The 19468-nt window shown below is 74.9% G+C and carries 17 protein-coding genes; 12 read left to right on the forward strand and 5 right to left on the reverse strand.

Features of this window, described 5'->3' with window-relative positions; genetic code table 11:
• Positions 1 to 119: 119 nt before the first annotated feature.
• The gene (locus BX266_RS30355) at positions 120 to 1526 is read right to left on the reverse strand and encodes a class I adenylate-forming enzyme family protein (RefSeq protein WP_218969286.1); all 1407 of its coding nucleotides are present in this window, start codon (positions 1524 to 1526) and stop codon (positions 120 to 122) included.
• Positions 1527 to 1714: 188 nt separating this feature from the next.
• On the opposite strand from BX266_RS30355, the gene BX266_RS30360 reads away from it, so the two are divergent.
• The 4 genes from BX266_RS30360 (at position 1715) to BX266_RS30375 (ending at position 6029) form a co-directional block, all read left to right on the forward strand.
• Positions 1715 to 2806: an alpha-hydroxy acid oxidase gene (locus BX266_RS30360; RefSeq protein WP_099905010.1), complete on the forward strand. Its 1092-nt coding sequence runs from the start codon at positions 1715 to 1717 to the stop codon at positions 2804 to 2806.
• 93 nt (positions 2807 to 2899) lie between these two features.
• Entirely contained in the window at positions 2900 to 3751 is an 852-nt protein-coding gene (locus tag BX266_RS30365) for a methyltransferase domain-containing protein (protein WP_099905012.1), read from the forward strand.
• Positions 3751 to 4725 carry an alpha/beta hydrolase gene (locus BX266_RS30370; RefSeq protein ID WP_099905014.1) on the forward strand — a complete coding sequence of 325 codons (975 nt, stop codon included), beginning with the start codon at positions 3751 to 3753 and terminating at the stop codon, positions 4723 to 4725. Before BX266_RS30365 ends, BX266_RS30370 begins: the two co-directional genes overlap by 1 nt.
• Positions 4722 to 6029: a PLP-dependent aminotransferase family protein gene (locus BX266_RS30375; protein ID WP_259464929.1), complete on the forward strand. Its 1308-nt coding sequence runs from the start codon at positions 4722 to 4724 to the stop codon at positions 6027 to 6029. Before BX266_RS30370 ends, BX266_RS30375 begins: the two co-directional genes overlap by 4 nt.
• A gap of 66 nt (positions 6030 to 6095) precedes the next feature.
• On the opposite strand, the gene BX266_RS30380 is transcribed toward BX266_RS30375, so the two are convergent.
• The 3 genes from BX266_RS30380 to BX266_RS30390 form a co-directional block, all read right to left on the reverse strand.
• Positions 6096 to 6860 (reverse strand): ABC transporter permease, encoded by a 765-nt coding sequence (locus BX266_RS30380; protein ID WP_099905016.1) that lies wholly within the window; start codon positions 6858 to 6860, stop codon positions 6096 to 6098.
• A 47-nt stretch (positions 6861 to 6907) separates the two neighbouring features.
• Positions 6908 to 7864 carry an ATP-binding cassette domain-containing protein gene (locus BX266_RS30385; RefSeq protein WP_099905018.1) on the reverse strand — a complete coding sequence of 319 codons (957 nt, stop codon included), beginning with the start codon at positions 7862 to 7864 and terminating at the stop codon, positions 6908 to 6910.
• 89 nt (positions 7865 to 7953) lie between these two features.
• A complete protein-coding gene (locus BX266_RS30390) occupies positions 7954 to 9180 on the reverse strand; it encodes a glycosyltransferase (protein WP_099905020.1) in 1227 nt (408 codons plus the stop codon).
• 194 nt (positions 9181 to 9374) lie between these two features.
• Here BX266_RS30390 and BX266_RS30395 point away from each other — a divergent pair, with 194 nt between their 5' ends.
• The 8 genes from BX266_RS30395 to BX266_RS30425 all read left to right on the forward strand — a co-directional run bounded on the left by BX266_RS30395 (position 9375) and on the right by BX266_RS30425 (position 17911).
• A complete protein-coding gene (locus BX266_RS30395) occupies positions 9375 to 10307 on the forward strand; it encodes a 3-oxoacyl-[acyl-carrier-protein] synthase III C-terminal domain-containing protein (RefSeq protein ID WP_099905022.1) in 933 nt (310 codons plus the stop codon).
• Between the two features lie 130 nt (positions 10308 to 10437).
• Positions 10438 to 10755 carry an acyl carrier protein gene (locus BX266_RS30400; protein ID WP_099905024.1) on the forward strand — a complete coding sequence of 106 codons (318 nt, stop codon included), beginning with the start codon at positions 10438 to 10440 and terminating at the stop codon, positions 10753 to 10755.
• Between the two features lie 5 nt (positions 10756 to 10760).
• Positions 10761 to 11648 carry a 2-hydroxy-acid oxidase gene (locus BX266_RS38995; protein ID WP_180290672.1) on the forward strand — a complete coding sequence of 296 codons (888 nt, stop codon included), beginning with the start codon at positions 10761 to 10763 and terminating at the stop codon, positions 11646 to 11648.
• Positions 11645 to 12580, forward strand: a complete 936-nt coding sequence (locus BX266_RS30405; protein ID WP_180290673.1) for a 4'-phosphopantetheinyl transferase superfamily protein — start codon at positions 11645 to 11647, stop codon at positions 12578 to 12580. Before BX266_RS38995 ends, BX266_RS30405 begins: the two co-directional genes overlap by 4 nt.
• A 14-nt stretch (positions 12581 to 12594) precedes the next feature.
• On the forward strand, positions 12595 to 13473 hold the full coding sequence (locus BX266_RS30410; protein ID WP_099905028.1) for a hypothetical protein: 879 nt from the start codon (positions 12595 to 12597) through the stop codon (positions 13471 to 13473).
• 4 nt (positions 13474 to 13477) lie between these two features.
• Positions 13478 to 15139, forward strand: a complete 1662-nt coding sequence (locus BX266_RS30415) for a condensation domain-containing protein (protein WP_099905030.1) — start codon at positions 13478 to 13480, stop codon at positions 15137 to 15139.
• Between the two features lie 54 nt (positions 15140 to 15193).
• Positions 15194 to 16837, forward strand: a complete 1644-nt coding sequence (locus tag BX266_RS30420) for a condensation domain-containing protein (protein ID WP_099905032.1) — start codon at positions 15194 to 15196, stop codon at positions 16835 to 16837.
• A 126-nt stretch (positions 16838 to 16963) separates the two neighbouring features.
• Positions 16964 to 17911 carry a DUF5996 family protein gene (locus BX266_RS30425; RefSeq protein WP_099905034.1) on the forward strand — a complete coding sequence of 316 codons (948 nt, stop codon included), beginning with the start codon at positions 16964 to 16966 and terminating at the stop codon, positions 17909 to 17911.
• Here the strand turns inward: BX266_RS30425 and BX266_RS30430 are convergent.
• Complete coding sequence (locus BX266_RS30430) at positions 17905 to 19404, reverse strand: glycosyltransferase family 39 protein (RefSeq protein ID WP_099905036.1); 1500 nt, start codon at positions 19402 to 19404, stop codon at positions 17905 to 17907. The genes BX266_RS30425 and BX266_RS30430 overlap by 7 nt on opposite strands.
• Between the last annotated feature and the right edge of the window lie 64 nt (positions 19405 to 19468).

A 19468-nucleotide genomic window follows, 5' to 3' on the forward strand; every position in this document is an offset into this window, starting at 1 on the left:
GACAAGGGTGTTCGGGTTTCCGGGCAGCGCGCACCGACGGACGGGCGGACGGCGTCTGGACCGGCCGGCCCGGCCGGGGCGGCGGTGCACCGGAACGGGGGGAGAAGGACTCGGGTGGATCAGCGGGCGGCGTCGGCCTGTCGGCGCAGGGCGGCGGCGTCCCGCAGCAGCTTCCCGGTGGCGGTCCGGGGCAGCTGCGGCAACAGGTGCAGGCGGCGGGGCAGCTTGTAGCCCGCCAGCTCCTCGCCGAGCAGGTCGCGCAACCTGTCGGCGGCGCCGCCCGGTTCGGACGGCGGGGAGCACGTGCCTTCGGTGGTCGAGGCGTACGCCTCGATCGCCCCGTCGGCGAACACCACCACGGCCTCGACCACGCCGGGAAGCCCGGCGAGGGACTGTTCGACCTCGTTCAGGTCGACCTTGAGGCCGCCGATGGAAATCTGCGAGTCGCGCCGGCCCAGCACGGTCACCCGGCCGGTGTCGGCGTCGATCAGCGCGGCGTCCCGGGTGTGCAGCAGCCCGTCCGACCAGCGGGTCGGATCGGTCGGCCCGAGGTACGGCGACTGCGCCCGGACGATGTGCAGCTCCCCGTCGGCGACCGAGAGCTCCATGCCGTGCACGGGCTCGACCGCCGGATGGTGACGGCCGGCCAGGTCGGTGGCGATCACCCCGACTTCGGTCATCCCGTACATGGTGCCCAGCGGCACGCCGTAGCGCGCGCGGAACGCCGCGGGCAGCTGCGGGCGCACCAGCTCGCCGGCCACGATCATCCGCCGCAGCTGCGGCAGTTCCGGCGGCGCCGCCACCGAGGCGAGCAGCTCCGCGTGGAACGGCACCCCGATCACGGTGGTCGGGGCGGTGCCCTCGCCGACCGCGGTGAGGATGCCCGCGGGGGTCATCCGCTGCGGCACCACCAGTTCGACGCCCGCGTGCAGGGCGTGCAGCAGTCCGCCGACCAGGCCGAGGACGTGCACCGTCGAGGACAGCAGCACCGTCCGCTCGCCGCGGGCCGGGAACTCCGGCAGCCGGGCGTAGCAGTCGAGTTCGCGCTGCAGGTCGGCGGCCGTCCGGGCGATCACCTTGGACGGGCCGGTCGAGCCCGAACTGAGCTGCACCAGGGCGTGCTCGGTGGCGGCCGCGGCCCCTCCCGGAAGCGGGTGGAACTGCGGTCGGCCGTCGGCGAGTTCGACCAGCACCCGGGGGTGCAGCCGGTCCACCGCGCGGTCCACCTCGACGGCGGTCAGCCGGTGGTCCAGCAGGACCGCCTGGGCGCCGGAGCGCCAAGCGGCCAGCAGCACGGCGACGAACTCCGACGACGGCGGCATCCGCAATGCCACCGTGCCGTGCTCGCCCAGGCCGGCGGCGGCCAACTGCCGCTGCCGCTCGGCCACCAGTGCCCGCAGCGTCCCCCTGGTCACCGGAGCGCCGAAGCGCAGGCACGGTTCGCCGTCCGGTCCGGCGAGTAACTGCTCGTCGACCCAGTCCGCGGCAACCGTGCGGCCGCGCACCGGGGTTGGGGTAAGCGTCAACGCAACTCCACGCGCTTGTATGGGAAGCATGGGTCGGAAGTTGTGATGCTTCAGTGTGGATCCCCCGTCGGTGCCGACCTTTGCACGGGACCGCATCAAGGGTCAAGGTCTATACCAGTGGCTGGCTGGCCCCTACGCTGTCCAACGTTTTCGCACCAGTTGACGGATCATCAGGAGGTTCGAACGCGATGGTTCCGCTCACGCTGGCGGAGCACGGCACGCTGGCGAAGGCCCGGCTGCCCGCCGTGATCTGGGACTTCTTCGAAGGCGGAGCGGGCGCCGAATGGACCGCGCGCGCCAATCTGGACGCCTGGCAGCGGCACGTGCTGCGCCCGCGCGTCCTGGTGGACGTCTCCGCGCCCGACAGCGGGACCGAACTGCTCGGCGCCCGGCTGGCCGCCCCGCTCGGCGTCGCCCCGATGGCCTACCACCGGCTGGCCCACCCCGACGCGGAGTGCGCCACCGCCGAGGCCGCCGCCGACACCGGTACGCTGCTGGTCGCCAGCATCTTCGCCAGCCGCACCCTGGAGCAGATCGCCGCCGCCGCACCCGGCGCGCCGCGCTGGCTCCAGCTGTACTGGCTGCGCGACCGCGAGGCGCTCGCCGCGCTGGTCCGGCGCGCCGAACAGGCCGACTACCGGGCGCTGGTGCTCACCGTCGACGCACCCAAGGTCGGCCGCCGGCTGCGCGACCTGCGCAACGCCTTCGCGCTGCCGCCCGGCCTGACCGCCGCCAACCTGGACCCGGCCCTGACCAGCGCCGCCGGTCGGGCTGCGCCCGGCCGCTCCGGCATCGAGGAGCACTCGCGGCAGCAGTTCGACACCCGCATCACCTGGGCCGACCTGGCCTGGCTGCGTGCGCGCACCACGCTGCCGCTGGTGCTCAAGGGCGTGCTCACCGCCGAGGACGCCCGGCTCGCCGTCGAGCACGGCGTGGACGCGCTGGTGGTCTCCAACCACGGCGGCCGCCAGCTCGACGGCGCCCCGCCCGCGCTGGCCGCGCTGCCCGAGGTGGTCGACGCCGTCCCCGCCGCGCTCCCCGTGCTGGTCGACGGCGGCCTGCGGCACGGCGCCGACCTCGCCAAGGCGCTCGCGCTCGGCGCCCGTGCCGCGCTGGTCGGCCGCCCCGTGCTGTGGGGCCTGGCGCACGGCGGCGCGGAGGGCGCGCGGGCCGTGCTCGACCTGCTGCGCGAGGAGCTGCTCGACACCATGGTGCTGGCCGGCCGGCCGACCCTGGCGGACCTCGACCGCACCGCGCTGGGGCCCTGGCCGCCGCACTGATTTCGGCGTCGCTCTCCTTATATATAGGGGAGGGTGACGGAGCATCGTCAAAGAGGGCTGCCGTATCGCCCCACGCACGCACGAGAGGATCCCGTGGCGACCACCGCACAACCCGAACCCGCCCCCGCCCGGCCCGGTCCCACCGCGCCCGGATCCGCCGCGGCGGACCCGTTCGCGGACTGGGACTGGGAGGACCCGGAAGGGCTCAGCGCCCGCACCGACCGGTTCACCGAGGACCTCGCCCGGTGCCGCAGCATCGACCTGGTCCGCCCCGAACTTCCGTACACCCACCAGGACTTCCAGAGCCTCGGGATCACCGGCGTGGAGTTCGCCGCGTTCCGCACCCGCCACCCGCACGGCCTCGGCACCGACCTGGTCGGCCTGCACACCGACCAGGACGCCACCCGCCCCGGACCGGTCTACCGGATCGACGGCGCCCACCTGTTCACCCAGCTCGACATCAGCAAGCCGCTGCCGTTCGCCGACCGGAGCGTGGACTGGGTCTACGCCGAGCACCTGATCGAGCACGTCCCGCTGGGCGTCGCCGTGCCCTGGCTCGCCGAGGTCCGCCGCATCCTGCGGCCCGGCGGACTGCTCCGCCTCACCACCCCCGACCTGGCCCGCTACATCGACGGCTACCTCGACCGGCGCGAACAGTTCTTCAACCGGCACCGCCGCCGCCTGCGCACCATGCGGGTCGGCCCGCCGATGCCGGAGCGCCGCGCCTTCATGCTGAACCAGATCTTCTACCATTTCGGACACCGGTGGATCTACGACGAGGCCGAGCTCCGGTACGTCCTCGACCGCGCCGGGTTCGCGGAGTTCGCGATCGAACGGCGCGCGTTCCAGGACGGCGCCCGCCCCGACGTCGCCGACCTCGACACCGCGTTCCGCAAGGACGAGTCGATCTACCTGGAGGCCGTCGCCCCCGGAGGAGCGAGCTGATGCCGCTGCACCCCCAGGCCGAGGCGGTGCGCGCCCGCCGCGCCGCCGCCGGCACCCCGCCGCTGTACACCCGCACCCTGGAGGAGGCCCGCGCCGCCGACCTCGCCGACCTGCGCGCCGCCGCCGGCACCGGCGAAAGCGTGCACAGCGTCCGCGAGTTCGTGCTCGACGGCCCCGGCGGGCCGCTCACCCTGCGGCACTACCTGCCGAAACCCGTCGTCGACGGCGACCCGCCCGGCCCCGCCCTGCTCTACCTGTACGGCGGCGGGTGGGCGCTCGGCTCGCTGGAGACCGGTGACCCGGTCTGCCGCTCGCTCGCCAACGCCACCGGCGCCGCCGTCCTCGCCGTCGGCTACCGGCACGCCCCCGAACACCGCTTCCCGGCCGCCGTCCACGACTGCTACGCCGCCCTGGAGTGGATCGCCCACAACGCCGACCGCCTCGGCCTCGACCCCGCCCGCCTCGCGGTCGGCGGCGACAGCGCCGGCGGCAACCTCGCCGCGGCCCTCACCCTGCTCGCCCGCGAGCGCGGCGGCCCGGCGATCCTCCACCAGCTGCTGGTCTACCCGAACACCGACCACCGGGTGCCCGGCGGGAGCGAGCGGACGGCGGGCACAGCCGCCGACGACCAGGACCCCGCGCTGTTCAACCGGCACTCGGTGGCCTGGTACTGGTCGCACTACCTGGCCGAGCCGGCGGACGCCGCGAACCCGCTGGCCTCGCCGTTGCGGGCCGCCGACCACCGGGGGCTGCCCGCGGCGACCGTGATCACCGCCGAGTACGACCCGCTGTGCGCGGAGGGCGAGGAGTACGCCGAGGCGCTGCGGCGGGCCGGCGTGCCCGTCGAGCTGCGGCGCTACGCCGGGATGCCGCACGGGTTCTTCGCGATGCCGGGCCTGCTGGACGACGGGCGGGCAGCCCAGCTGTTCGCCGCCGAACGGCTGGTGGCGGCGTACGCGGAGGGCGGGCGGTGAGCCGGCTGCTTCAGCTCGCGGACCTGCACGGTTCGCTCGCGGACCCGCTGCTGGACGCGATGACCTTCCTCAACGAGGTCACCGGTCGCTACCCCGAGGCGATCTCCTTCGCACCCGGTCGCCCGTACGAGGAGTTCTTCGACCCGGCGGACATCCCGGTGTTCCTCGCGGAGTACCTGGGCCACCTGCGCGAGGAGCGCGGGCTTACGGAGCACCAGGTCCGGCAGGAGGTGTTCCAGTACGGGCGCACCAAGGGGCTGATCGCGCCGCTGATCGCCCGGGCGCTGGCCGCCGACGAGGCGATCGAGGTCGACCCCGAGGCGCTGGTGGTCACCGTCGGCGCGCAGGAGGGCATGCTGCTGGTGCTGCGCGCGCTGTGCGCGGGGCCGGACGACGTGCTGCTGGTCTCCTCGCCCTGCTACGTCGGCGTGACCGGCGCGGCCCGGCTGCTCGACCTGACGGTCCGTCCGGTGCCCGAGGCCGGGCCGGACGGCGGGCTCGACCCGGCGGCGCTGGCGCAGGCCGTCCGGGAGCTGCGCGCCGCCGGTCAGCGGCCCCGGGCGTGCTACGTGGTGCCGGACTTCGCCAACCCGAGCGGCGCCAGCATGGACGAGCCGGCCCGCCGCCGGCTGCTGCAGGTCGCCGAGGAGACCGGCGTGCTGCTGATCGAGGACAACCCGTACGGCTTCTTCGGCCGCTCCGGGGCCGCCCGGCCCACCCTGAAGGCCCTGGACGGCGACCGCGGCAACGTGGTCTACCTGGGCTCCTTCGCGAAGACCTGCTTCCCCGGCGCCCGGGTCGGCTACCTGGTCGCCGACCAGCGGGTGGTCGGCCCGGACGGGGCGCGGAGCCTGCTGGCCGACGAGCTGGCCAAGCTGAAGAGCATGACCACCGTGAACACCTCGGCGCTCAGCCAGGCCGTGATCGGCGGCATGCTGCTGCGCGGCGGGCTGCGCCTGCGGGAGGCGAACGAGCCCGCCCGGCAGTTCTACGCCCGCAACATGGACACCCTGCTGGCCGCGCTGGACCTCGCCTTCCAGCACCTTCCCGGGGTCTCCTGGAACCGGCCGGAAGGCGGCTTCTTCGCGGTCGTCACCGTGCCGTTCCGGGCCGACGCGCGGGCGCTGGACGAGTGCGCCCGCAAGCACGGCGTGCTGTGGACCCCGATGGACGGCTTCCACCCGGACGGCGGCGGCACGCACCAACTGCGGCTGTCCTGCTCCTACCTGACGCCGGAGCAGATCGTGGAGGGCGTGCGGCGGCTGGCCCGGTTCGTGGCGGAGCGGCTGCCGGACGGCGCCTGAGCGCAGCACCGAGCGGGGCCCGGCCGAGAGTGCCGGGCCCCGCTCGGGCGTGCGCGGGAGGAGCGGTCAGCGGATGCGCTGGGCGAACAGGCGGGCGGCCCAGGCGACCGCGAGGGCCATCATGAGGGCGGTGAGCAGCAGGCCGCGCCAGACCTCGGGGGCGTCCAGATGGCCGGCGAACAGGGCGCGCATGCCCTCCACGGCCCAGTAGCAGGGGTTCCAGGACGCGGCGGTGCGCAGCCAGGCCGGGGCAAGGGCGATCGGCAGCAGGGTGCCGGAGAGCAGCGCGAGGGGCTGGGCGATGGTGTTGACGACCGGGCCGAGCGCGGCGTCGGTGGGCACCAGCAGCGCCAGGCCGTAGGAGACCGACGAGGACATCAGCGCCATCAGCGCGAGCAGGGCCATCGCGAGCAGCAGGTCGAGGAAGCCGACGGTCAGGCCGAACGGGATGGCCAGGACGGCGATCAGGAGCGACTGGATCAGCAGCGCGGTGGTCTCCCGCAGGGCCCGGCCGAGCAGCAGTGCGACCCGGCTGACGGGCGTGACGCGGGAACGTTCGATGATGCCGGCGTGGAGTTCGCCGAGCAGCGTGAACCCGGTGAACAGGCCGCCCATCACGGCGAGCGCGGAGAGCAGACCGGGCACGTAGACGCGGTACGCGTCGGCGGTGCTGTGCGCGCCGGACGCGGCCAGCGCGGAGGTCAGCAGCGGGGCGAACAGCAGCAGGTAGCACAGGGGCTGGAGCAGTCCGACGGCGATCCAGGCGGGGGATCGGGCCATCAGGAGCAGTTGGCGCTGGTAGACCAGCCAGGTGTCGCGGGCGAGCTTCACGGGGACCTCGGGGGACGTCGGGTCGGGGGGCGGAGGGCGGCGGGCCGTCAGCTGTGCACGAGCGGGCGGCCGGTGAGGGCGAGGAACACGTCGTCCAGGCTGGGGCGCTGGAGCTGGACGTGCTCGGGCTCGATGCCGGCGGCGGCCAGGGTGCGCAGCAGCTGCGGGATCGCGGTGGCCGCGGAGTCCACGTGCAGGCGCAGGCCGTCCCCGTCGGACAGCGCCTCCAGGCGCTGGACGCAGGGGAGTTCGGCGAGCGCGCGCTCCGCGCGGGCGGCGTCCTCGGCCCCGGGCAGCCCGATCGTGACGGCGTCGCCGGAGATCTCCTGCTTGAGCTGCTCGGGGGTGCCCTCGTTGACGATGCCGCCGTGGTCGACGATGCCGATCCGGTCGCACAGGGCGTCGGCCTCGTCCAGGTAGTGGGTGGTGAGCAGCACCGTCATGCCCTGCTCGCGCAGGCGGCGGACCTCGGCCCAGACCTGGGCGCGGCTGCGCGGGTCGAGGCCGACAGTGGGCTCGTCCAGGAACAGCACCTTGGGGCGGTGGACGACGCCGAGGGCGAGGTCGAGGCGGCGGCGCTGGCCGCCGGAGTAGGTCTTGCAGGGGCGGTCGCCGAACTCGGCGAGGTCGAAGGCGGCCAGACCCTGTTCGGCGCGCTGGACGGCGTCGGCCTTGCGGATGCCGTACATCCGGGCCTGCAGGACCAGTTCCTCGCGGGCGGTGGCCTGGTCGGTGGTGCCGCCGCCCTGGGCGACGTAGCCGATCCGGCGGCGGACCTCGCCGGGCTCGGCGCGAAGGTCGGCGCCCGCGATGCTGGCGGCGCCGCCGTCGGGGACGAGCAGGGTGGCGAGCATCCGCAGGGTGGTGGTCTTGCCCGCGCCGTTGGGCCCGAGCAGGCCGTAGATCTCGCCCTCCTCCACGGTGAGGTCGATGCCGCGCACCGCGTCGACGGCGGTGCCGCGACGGGGCCGGTAGGACTTGCGCAGCCCCTTGGTGACGATCAACCCGGACTCCTGACGGTCGTTCTCGGTCGGTGGGGTGGAACGGCGGCGAGGTGGCGGCGGGTCGCACCGGCCGCATGCCGGAGCAGACCCTAGGGCGCGACCCGCCCCGCCGACAATGGTCTGGACCAGCTGGGGGCGTCGGGTCGGCGTGCTGCGCGGGCGAACCGTTCCAGGTGCCCGGCGGCGGCCACCGCACCTCCGCCGGCCAGCAGTTGACGCCCCAGCAGCTCGGCTGCCGTGCGGAGCCCGGGCAGGTCCAGGGCGGTCCGCAGCGCGGTGCGCAGCTGGTCCGAGGTGGCGGTGGCGAAGTCCACCGGCACGGCCGCGCCCAGTGCGGACAGGCGCGCGGCGGTGACCGGCTGGTCGTGCCGGATCGGGGCGACCACCAGCGGCCGCCCGTGGACCAGGGATTCGCCGACGGTGTTCATCCCGCCGTGGCACAGTACGGCGTCCACCGCCCCGCGCTCAAGCAGTTGCAGCACCGGGACCCGCTCGCAGCCGATCGTGCCGGGCGGCAGCGCCGTCCCGCCGGGGGCCGCCACCACGGCCTGGACGTCCGGGAGTTCGGCCAGCGCGGCGGCCGTCCGGTCCAGGAAGCCGCCCGCCACCTCGGCGGACAGGGTGCCCATGGTGACCAGCACCCGGCGCCGGCGCAGATCCAGCCGCTCCCAGGGGAAGGCGGGTTCGGGCCGGGCGGCGAGCAGCGGCCCGACCAGCGCGTAGTGCTCGGGCGTCGCGTCCAGGCCGAGCAGCGCGGCGCAGCTCGCCGCGATCACCAGGTGCGGGGAGAACCGCGGGTCGGTGAACTCGGCGGCCGGCAGCCCGGCCCGCTCCCACAGGCCGCGCAGCACCCCGTCCCGCCAGGCCGTCAACTCGCCGTCGCCGCCCAGCGGATCGCCGATCTCCAGCGAGGACGGTGCGAAGGTCGCCCAGGGCACGCCCGCGCCGTGCGCGGCCAGCGCGCCGGCCGGGCTGTGCTGGTCGACCAGCACCACGTCCGGCCGCCACTGCTCGACGGCGCGGCGCACCGCGCCCAGCGTGAACCGGGTGTGCGGCGCCACGAAGCCGTCCCAGAGCGAGCGGACCGCGGCGGCGCCGCCCGCCGCCTGCTCGCGGAACACCCGGGCGCCGGTCGGGTGCACCACGGCGTCCGGGCCGAGCACCGGGCGCAGCGCCGACTCCGGCCCGACCCAGGACACCAGGTGGCCGCGGTCGGCCCAGGCCAGCGCCAGGGCGCGGGCCGGCAGCAGGTGCCCGGTCAGCGGGGGCGCCACCACCAGCAGGCGCAGCGGGGGGTCGGAGACGTCGGACGGCATGGGCGGGTCCCTTCACGGGGGCAGAGGCGGGTCAACCGGGCACGCGACGGCCGGGATTGACGGAGCGCCAGGGAGAGATTCGCACGTGTCGTGTGCAAACGAGGGGGAACTGGTACAGACCACAGGGGGGAGGTGCGAACGAAGCGCCGGAGATCCCTTGTGCGGGCCGGTGAGGCGACGGAATACTAGCCCGCGTGACCGCTCTGGAAGCAGTCGCCGTCCACCTTCCGCCCACCGCCGAACCGATCGAACTGGTCGGGGAGCGCCTTGGGCTGACGGACCGTCAGGTCAGGCTTTTCCGCCGGTTCCACGGCCTCGACCAGGTCCGGGTGGACCACGACGGAGACCTGACCGATCTGCTCACCGCCGCAGCGACGGCCCTGGCCCCGCTGCGCGGGAACGAACACCGTGTGAAGTACGTGCTGCACGCGCGCAGCCTGCCGATCGCGGCGCCCTACCCGCACAACCCGCTGCACGAGGTGCTCGGCCGTCTGGGGCTGACGCACGCACGTGCCTTCACCATCACCCACCACGCCTGCGCCGGCACTCTGCTGGCCCTGGACGTGGCCGGTCGGCTGCTGGCGGCAGAATCCGACCCCGAGGCGCTGGCGTTGATCCTGGCGGGCGAGAAGACCTTCACCCGGGACGCCCGAATCGTCCCGGAGACCGCCCTGTTCGGCGAGGGGGCGGCCGCCTGCCTGGTGCGGGCCGAAGGCGAACACGACCGCGTGCTGTCGTACGCGGTCGACCAGCACGGCGAGTTCGACGGGCGACTCGCCGACGATCCGGAACTGATGGTGCGCTACCAGCGCAGCTACCCGGAGCTGATGGTCGCCGTGATGCAGGCGGCACTGGACGACGCCGGCGAGAGCTGGGAGTCGATCCGGCTGCTGCTGCCGCACAACGTCAACCAGATCTCCTGGCAACGGATCTGCCGCCAGATCGGGTACCCGCCCGAACGCGTGGTGCTGGACAACGTCCCCGCGGTGGGGCACAGCTTCGCCGCCGACGTCCTGCTCAACCACCACACCGCCACCGGCCGCGGCCTGCTCCGCCGCGGCGACCGCTACCTGGTCGCCGCGTCCGGAATCGGCGCGACCTTCGCCGCCATGGTGCTCCAGCACTGAGCCGCGCACCGCCCCTCCCGGGGGCGGACCCGGCCCGGCGGCGCGGCGGTGTGCCCGTCGACACCTCGCCACCCAGTCAACCGCCGCACGCGGCCCGCCGTTCGGGCCGCCGGCCAGATAGGGAATCGCCATGACCGACTCCGCCCTGCCCGAAAACCCCGCGACCGCCGCGGACAGCGCCGTCGACCCCGAGCTGCGCGGCCGCGCCCTCGACGGCATCCTGCTGCTGCTGCCCCGGGTGCTCAAGCGCGAACTGCCCGAAGTCGGCGAGAACGCCTGCCTGTTCGACGAGGTCGGGCTGACCTCCGCCGCCACCCTGGAACTCATCCTGGAACTCGAGGACCACCTCGACGTGCAGATCGACGTCGAAGGCATCGACCAGGACGACCTGCGCTCGGTCGGCACCCTCGCGGGCTTCGTCGCCGGACACGTCATCGCCGAGGACTGACGACCGTGCGCGTCCGCGGACCGCTGCCCCCGACCACCCTGCCGCGCACCGCCTCCGCGCTGCGCCTGACCGCCGCCCACGCCCTCGACCTCGACGGCCACTCCCCGCTCGCCGCCGACCCCGACCTGCGCACCTTCACCGCCGACCTGGCCCGCCCCTACGGCCTGGAACTCGACGAGGACGCGCTGGCCGGGGCCCGCGGCCAGTCCTACCTGGCCCTCGCCGAACCCGCCGTCGCCCGCCTGGTCGACGACACCCGCCCCGTCGACCTGCTGGTGCTGGTGTACGCCGGCCCCGACGTCCGGCCCGGGCAGTCCGTCGCCATCCAGCTCAGCGGAGCGTGCCCCGGCGAGCCGCTGTCCTTCGCCCTCTGCGACGAGGGCGCGGGCGGCGCCTTCAGCGCGCTCCGGATCGCCGACGCCTACGCCCGCACCGGCGGCGCCCGGCGCGCCCTGCTGATCGCAGTGGAACAGGCCGACCTGCACCACCGCCCGCACCGGCCCGCCCGGCTGCCCGACCGGCACTCCGCCGCCGCGCTGCTCTGGGAGTCGGACGGCGGCGGGCGGGCGCTGCAACTCACCGCGCAGGAAACCGATCTGATGGAACCTCAGATTGTCCAAGCGCTGCGGAAGTTGTGCGGCGAGCTGCCCGAGGACACGCTCCTGGTGCTCGGACCGGGACTGGCCGCGGTCGACGCGCCGGACGGAACGGCGAGCCTGCGCGCCCGCGCCGGCAACCCGTACACCGGCGGATGGGCCGCGCTCGGCGCGGTCCTCACCGACCCGCAGCACGCGGACCGGCCACTGGCCCTCGCCGACTTCGAACCCGAGACCGGCCGGCTCGACCTCGCCTGCTGGACCCGGCCCGAGCACCAGGAGGCGCAGCCGACATGACCGAGATCTGGCTGATCCCCACCGACACCGGCCCCGAACAGGCCCGCGCCCTGCTGGCGCTGCTCGACCCCGCCGAACGCGCCCGCGCCCGGAGCGCCCCCGCCGGACCGCAACGGCACCGCTTCATCACCGCGCACGCCGCCGCGCGGCTGCTCACCGCGGCCGCCGCCGGCCTGCCGCCGGAGCGGATCCGCTGGCGGCACGGCCCGCACGGACGCCCCGAACCGGACGGGCTGGACGGACGGTTGAGCGTCAACCTGTCCACCGCCGGGCCGTGGGCGCTGTTCGCCGTCGAGCGCCGCCCCGCCGACGGCGGCGCCATCGGCGTCGACCTGGAGCCCGTGCCCACCGTGGAGGCCGCGGCGCGGCTCGCCCGCCGCTACTACCCCGAGGCCGAAACCACCGGCGACGCCGAGGAGTTCACCCTGCGCTGGACCCGCAAGGAGGCCTACACCAAGGCCCGCGGCGGCCGCCTCGCCGACGGCCTGCGCACCCCCGCCGGCCCGACCGGCACCCCGGGACCGCACCGGCTGTACGGCCCGCTCGGCCCCTGCACCGTCCGCGACCTCCCCGCCCCGCCCGGCCACCGCGCCGCCCTCGCCCGCACCGGCACCCGCCCGCTCCCCCCGCCCAACCTGCGCCGCTACCCGATCGACGCCCCCGAACTGCTCGCCCGCCCGGACGCCCCCGACCTGTTCGGCCGAGCCGCCGACGGCGAACTCGTGCACCGGGCGCGAGAAGGCGAGCAGCTCGGTCGGGCGGACGCCGCCGAGCTGTTCGGCGCCCGCGAGCAGTCGGACCGCGCCGCGCCGCGGGTTCTCGTCGCTGCGCGGGACTCCGGTGCTCCGCAGCCATGCACCGATCCGCCGGGCCGCGCTGCGGGCGCTGGCCCGGGCGGGGCTCACCGTTCCTTCGCCGTTCGCCGGCCCTGACCCTGAGGCAGAACATGAACCGCCATCCCGACGACGCCACCCCGCTGGCCACTGCCGCGCCCGGCGTCCAACTGCAGCCCGCCGCGTACGAGAAGCTGCTCGGTGCGCTCCGCGACTCGATCGGGCGGCTGGCCGCCGAGGAGTCCTTCGAGCGGCTGGTCGTACCGCCCGTGATCTCCCGGGCCACCATCGAGCGGGCCGGGTACGCCGCGTCCTTCCCGAACCTGCTGGGCACGGTGCACAGCTACACCGGCAGCGCCGCCGACTGGCGGCGGCTCTCGCCGCTGATCGCCGAGGACGGCCCCTGGCACGTGCAGCAGGAGATCTCCGACCTGGTGCTGCTGCCCGCCGCCTGCTACCCCGTGTATGCCACGCTCGCCGGGCGGGACCTGGAACAGCCCGTCCGGTTCAGCGTCGAGGCGCAGTGCTTCCGGCAGGAGGCGACCGCCGAGGCCGGCCGGCTGCGGACCTTCCGAATGGCCGAACTGGTCACCGCGGGCACCGCGGAGCACTGCCAGAACTGGCGCGAGCACTGGCTGCAGCGGGTCGCCGACTGGATGGAGACCCTCGGGCTGAAGCCGTCGATCGAACTCGCCGACGACCCGTTCTTCGGCGGCGGCCGCCGGATCTACCAAGCGGCCCAGCGCGCGCAGGAGTTGAAGTTCGAGCTGCGGGTCCCGGTGGCGGAGGGCCTGCCGCAGGCGATCGCCTCCGCGAACATCCACAAGGACCACTTCGGCGAGGCGTTCGAGTTCACCGCCGGCGGCGAGCGCGGCAACACCGCCTGCACCGCGTTCGGCCTGGACCGGATCGCGCTCGCGCTGCTGCACACCCACGGCTCCCGCCCGGTCGACTGGCCGGAGCCCGTCCGCACCGCGCTGAACGGAGCCTGACGGCATGTCGGCCACCCGAGCCGTCACGGTCCGCTACCGGGCCGCCGCGCCCGAGACCGAGGGGCCGGTCACCCTCGGTCAGGACAACATGCTCCGCTGCCTGGGCAACGAACAGCCGTCCCGGGAGAAGAACGAGCCCTCCTCGCTGAACAAGCAGGCGAGCTGGATCGTCCCCGAGGGCGCCGACCTGGCGCGCTGCCTGGACGCCCTGCGGACCCTCGCCGAGCGGCACGCCGCCCTGCGCACCGTCTTCCGCGGTCCGGACGGCGGGTTGCCGGAGGTCCAGCGACAGCTCCAGGAGGGCGAGTTCACCGTCGAGGTGATCCCGCTCGGCCCGGACGAGGACGCCTCGGCCCGAGCGGACGCGTTCTGCTGGGACAGCCGCTGCCACCCGTTCGACCTCGCCGCCGACTTCCCGCTGCGCCTCGGCCTGCTCACCCGGGACGGCCGCCCCGTGCTGCTCGGCGTGGTGGTCTGCCACGCCCAACTCGACGGTGTGGCCACCGGGTTGCTGTTCCAGGAGTGGCTGGCCCTCGCCTCCGGCGGCGAACTGCCGCCGGCCACCGGCCCCACCCCGATCGAGGTCGCCGAACAGGAACGCTCCACCGGGGGACGGCGGCGCGCCCGGGCCGCCCTCCGCCACTGGAAGCGCATCCTCGACGAGGAGCCGTCCGCCGTCTTCGCCGACGACCGGGTCCGCTCCGGCGACATCATGCTGCACACCCTGGCCATCCGCAGCCGGGCCGGCGCCGAGGCCCTGGAACGGGCCGTCCGGCGCACCGCCAGCTCCAAGTCCGCCGTTCTGAGCGCCTGTTACGCCGCGCTCGCGGCCCACCGGGCGGCCCGGTCGACGGTGGTGATGGCCGCACTCTCCGCCAACCGGCACCGCTCCGTCCTGGCCGAGCACATCGGCACCCTCGCCCAGGACGCCCTGCTGGTCCTGGACACCGACTGCCCGGACCTCGACACCCTGATCGGCCGCACCCAGGCCGAGGCCCTCTCCGGCTACTGGCACGCCACCTTCGAGACCGAACGGCTCTGGGAGATCCTGGAGGACTCCGCCCTCCGGCGCGGCGCCCGGTTCGTCCGCGACGTCGTGCTGAACGACGTCAGCGGCACCGTCCCCGAGGAGATCGCCGCGCTGCGCCCCGGCCCCGCCGCCGAGCCCGACCTGACCTGGTACCCGACCGAACCGCTCCCCACCCGGCTGATGATCAACATCTGGCGCACCACCGGCTGCCTGGAGATCAGCCTGCACGCCCACCCCGACGTCCTCGACCGCGAGGAGACCGAGGGCTTCGCGCTCGCCCTGCTCCGGCTGATCGACCTCGCCGGACGGCGCAACGTCGCCCTCGGCCCCGAGGGTGAACTCGCCGAGCTCAGCGGCCTGCCCGTCGGCCGCCGCGAGAAGGGCCGCTGGGTGCAGGTCGGCCCCAACTGGGTCGACCTGGACGCCGTCGCCGACCGGGTCCGGGCCGTCCTGGCCGTCAAGGACGCCGACGTGAGCTGGGAGAACGGCGAACTGACCGCCACGGTGCCGACCGGGTGCGCCCTGTCGCCCACCGAGGCGCACGCCGCGATGGTCGCCGCGCTCTCCTGGCGCGACACCGTGATGGCCCCGCACCGCTACGTCCTCCCGTCCGGCACCGGCACCGGACGGGAGTGACCCCGGTCCACCGGACCGAGCATCACCGGCACCACCCGAACGGAGACTGACGAGATGTCAGCTGAAGAGACCGTCACCGTCCGCTACCGGGTCGACGCGCCCGGAGCGGACGGGCCGCTCACCCTCGGCCAGGACAACATGATCCGCTGCCTGCGCCACGACGAACCCTCCCACATGAACAAGCAGGCCACCTGGACCGTCCCGCCCGGCGCGGACCTCCCCGCCTGCCTGGACGCCCTGCGCACTCTCGCCGAACGCCACGCCGCCCTGCGGACCGTCTTCCCCGGCCCCGCCGACCGCCAGCCCGAACGCCAGCAGCTGCGCGCCGAAGGCGAGTTCACCGTGCGGGTGATCGCCCTCGCGGACGGCGAGGACCCGGCCGAACGCGCCGAGCGCTACTGCTGGGACGGCCGCCGGCAGGCCTTCGACCTGGCCGACGAGTTCCCGCTGCGCTTCGCCGTGCTCACCCGCGACCGGCGGCCCGTGCTGCTCCCCGTGGTCATCTGCCACGCCCAACTCGACGGCGTGGCCACCGGGTTGTTGTTCCAGGAGTGGCTCACCCTGGCCGCCGGCGGCACCCTGCCCGCGCCGACCGCGCCCACCCCGATCGAGGTCGCCGAACAGGAGCGGTCCAACTCCGGTCTGCGCCGCACCCGGGCCGCGCTCCGGCACTGGGAGCACATCCTCGCGCAGCAGCCGTCCGCGGTGTTCGCCGACGACCGGATCGGCCCCAACGACACCCGGCTGCCCACCCTCGGCATCCGCTCCACCGCCGGCGCCGCCGCCCTGGAGCGCGCCGCCGAGCGCACCGGCGCCTCCACCTCGGCCGTGCTGCTGGCCTGCTACGCCACCCTGGCGGCGCACCGGGCGGCCCGCAGCACCGTGGTGATGGCCGCGCTGTCCGCCAACCGCCACCGCCCCGGCCTGGCCGAGCACATCGGCACCCTGGCGCAGGACGCGCTGCTGGCCGTCGACACCGACTGCCCCGACCTGGACACCCTGATCGGCCGCACCCAGGCCCAGGCGCTGTCCGGCTACTGGCACGCCACCTTCGACGCCGAACGGATCTGGCAGCTGATCGAGGACGTCGCCGTCCGGCGCGGCGCCCGGTTCGCCCGACACGTGGTGGTCAACGACCTCAGCGGCACCGTTCCCGCCGAGGTCGCCGCCCGGCGCCCCGAACCCCCCGCCGACCCCGACCTCACCTGGTACCCCGCCGAGCCCACCCCGACCCGGCTGATGCTCAACGTCTGGCGGACCGCCGGCTGCCTCGAATTCACCCTGCACACCCACCCCGACGTCCTCGACCGCGAGGAGACCGAGCAGTTCGGGCACGCGCTGCTGCGCCTGCTCGACCTGGCCGGGCAGCGCAACGTCCGGCTCGGCGCCGACGGCGAGATCGGCGCGCTCAGCGGCCTGCCCGTCGGCCGCCGCGAGAAGGGCCGCTGGCAGCAGATCGGCAGCAACTGGGTCGACCTGGACGCCGTCGCGGACCTGCTGCGCACCGCCCTTCCCGTCGTGGACGCCGACGTGACCTGCGCGGACGGGGTGCTGACGGCCAGGATCGGGACCACGGGCGAGCCGCTCACACCGCGGGAGGCGCACGCGGCGGTGATGGCCGCGCTGCCCGGCCACGACACCGCGATGGCGCCGCACCACTACCTGCTGCCCGGAGGCGGCGGCAGCGGCCGGGACTGAGCGCGGCGGGTCGCCCGGGCGGCGCAGCAGCGGAGCGAGGCCCGGGCGCGTCGCACGCGGGGCGCGGGCCGCGCCCCGGCGAGGATGGGGAGCGAGCCACCCGACCCCTCTCAGCCGGAGCGCACCATGGAGCTGTTCCCGCCCCTGCCCCTGGAGTCCTGGGGGGACACCAAGGAGACCCTGCACCGCTTCACCCAGGTCATCGGCAAGATCCGGCTGGCGGGCAGCGCCCGGCGCAACCACTGGTGGAACGTCCCCTTCCACCTCACCGGACGCGGCATCACCACCCGCCCCACCGGCCCGACCCGCGGCGGCGACGCCTTCACCGTCGACTTCGACTTCACCGACCACCGGCTGTACGTGCGCACCCTGTCCGGCGCCGAGGACTCCTTCCCGCTGGCCGGGCGCTCCGTCGGCGACTTCTACCGCGACACCCTGCGGGCCCTGGTCCACCTGGACATCGACGTCCTCCCCGACCACCCCTACCCGTACGACCTGCCGGACGCGCACCGGCCGTTCGCCGACGACCACGAGCACCGCAGCTACGACCCGGACGCCGTCACCAGGTACTGGCGGATCCTCAGCCAGGTCGGCCTGCTGCTGGAGGAGTACGCCGCCGGGTACTCCGGCAAGACCAGCCCCGTGCACCACTTCTGGCACACCTTCGACATCGCCGTCACCCGGTTCTCCGACCGGGAGACCGAGCAGTCCACGGCGGATCCCGTGACCCGCGAGGCCTACTCCCGCGAGGTCATCAGCGCGGGTTTCTGGTTCGGCGACGACCAGGTGCCCGCCCCGGCCTTCTACTCCTACACCGCTCCGGAACCTGCCGGCCTGGAGACCCGCCCGCTGCACCCGGCCGCCGCCCGCTGGTCCCCGAACCGGGGCAGCCACCTCGCGCTGCTGATGTACGACGAGCTGCGGCAGGCCGCCGATCCGTGGGGAACGGCGCTGGAGTTCCTGGAGTCGGCGTACCGCGCGGGCGCGGAGCTGGCCGGCTGGGGCCGGCAGCGGGAGTGCCCGGGCGGGATCACCGACGCGAAGCTGCGGGTGCTGCCCGGAGCCGATCAGTAGGAGTGGCGCAGCCGGGGCCAGAGCACGGACCACGGAGCGACCGGGCCGCTGCACAGCAGGACCGGGGCGTGCTGCTCCTCGTTGGGGACACCCCGGCCGTTGTCGACCAGGGCGACCTGCCGGCAGCCGGTGAAGGCCCGCTCCACCTCCGGGTACGGCGCGGGTCGGACCAGCAGGACGGGCCCGGTCGCGCTGTCCGGGGGCGGGCCCCAGTCGGTGAAGGACATGTGGCCCGAGTACGGGGCGGGCAGGCCCAGTCGCGGGCCGTACAGCGCCAGCGCCCCGGCCTCGCCGTAGTCGGTGGCGAACACCACCGCGCGGGCCCGGTCGCCCGGCGGGATCTGCTCCCAGCCCGTCGCGACCGCCGAAGTCAGCTCGGGCCAGCCGACCTGTTCCGCGCTCTCCGGGTAGATCCAGGAGACGGCGGCGAGCTGACGCTCCGGCAGGACCGGCAGGGTGATCAGGCAGTTCACCAGCGCGGCGACCAGCAGCGCCGCGACCGGCCGCACCGGCGACCGCAGCCGCCGCGCCACCGGCTCGCAGCCGGCGGCCAGCACCAGCAGCAGCGGCGGCAGCGCGTAGTACGGCTTGCCGCCGAGGACCAGTACCAGGACGCACAGCGCCAGGTACCCGTACCCGATCGGGCGGGCCCACCGGACCTCCGGGTCGCTGCGCAGGCGGCGGAGCCCGGCCAGCCAGATCGGGATCAACACCGGTGACAGGTAGACCAGTTGCATGGGCACGAAGGTCAGCCGGTTGGTCGTCCCGTCCTGGTCGCTGATGCCGGAGGCGACGGTGAGCTGCGGCCAGCCGTGCCGGGCCTGCCAGTACAGGTTCGGCGCCGCGACCAGCAGCGCGACGGCCGCGCCCAGCGGGAGCCACCGGCCGCGCAGCACCTCGCGCGGGCCGGCCAGCGCGATCGCCGGGAGCACGGCGGCGGCCAGCAGCAGCACCAGGTCCTTGTTCAGCAGTGCGACGCCGACCGCCGCGCCGACCGCCACCCACCACCGGCGCTCGCCGGTGCGCAGCAGCCGCAGCAGCAGCACGCCGATGCCCGCCCAGGCGAACAGGTCGAAGCTCGCGGTGGACAGCATGTGCCCGACCGCCAGCACCATCGCCGAGACCGCCGTACCCGCCGCGGCCAGCACCTGGCCGGCCCGGTGCGCGCCCAACTCCCGTGCGGCGAGCGCGATCAGGACCACCGTGGCCGCGCACAGCAGCGCCGCGACCACCCGCATTCCGGTCGGGCTCCCGCCGAAGACCGCCGTGGAGGCGCGCGCCAACAGCGGCGTCAGCGGCGGCTGGTCGACATAGCCCCAGGCCAAGTGGCGCCCGGCGGAAAGGAAGTAGAGCTCGTCGCGGTGGAACCCGTAGCGGCCCGCCAGGGCGAGCTGGAGCGCCGCGACCGCCCCCGCCAGCCCGAGCACCGGGCCGAGGGCCGCGCGGGGCAGGCCGGTCGGGGCCGGGACGGACGCATTCCCCCGAATGTCCATCCGGCGAGTCTGGCAGAGCGGACCGGGAGGGATCGGTCGCGGGAAGGTAAATACTGTGCTGCAA

The organism is Streptomyces sp. TLI_171 (assembly GCF_003610255.1).
Taxonomy (GTDB): Bacteria; Actinomycetota; Actinomycetes; order Streptomycetales; family Streptomycetaceae; genus Kitasatospora.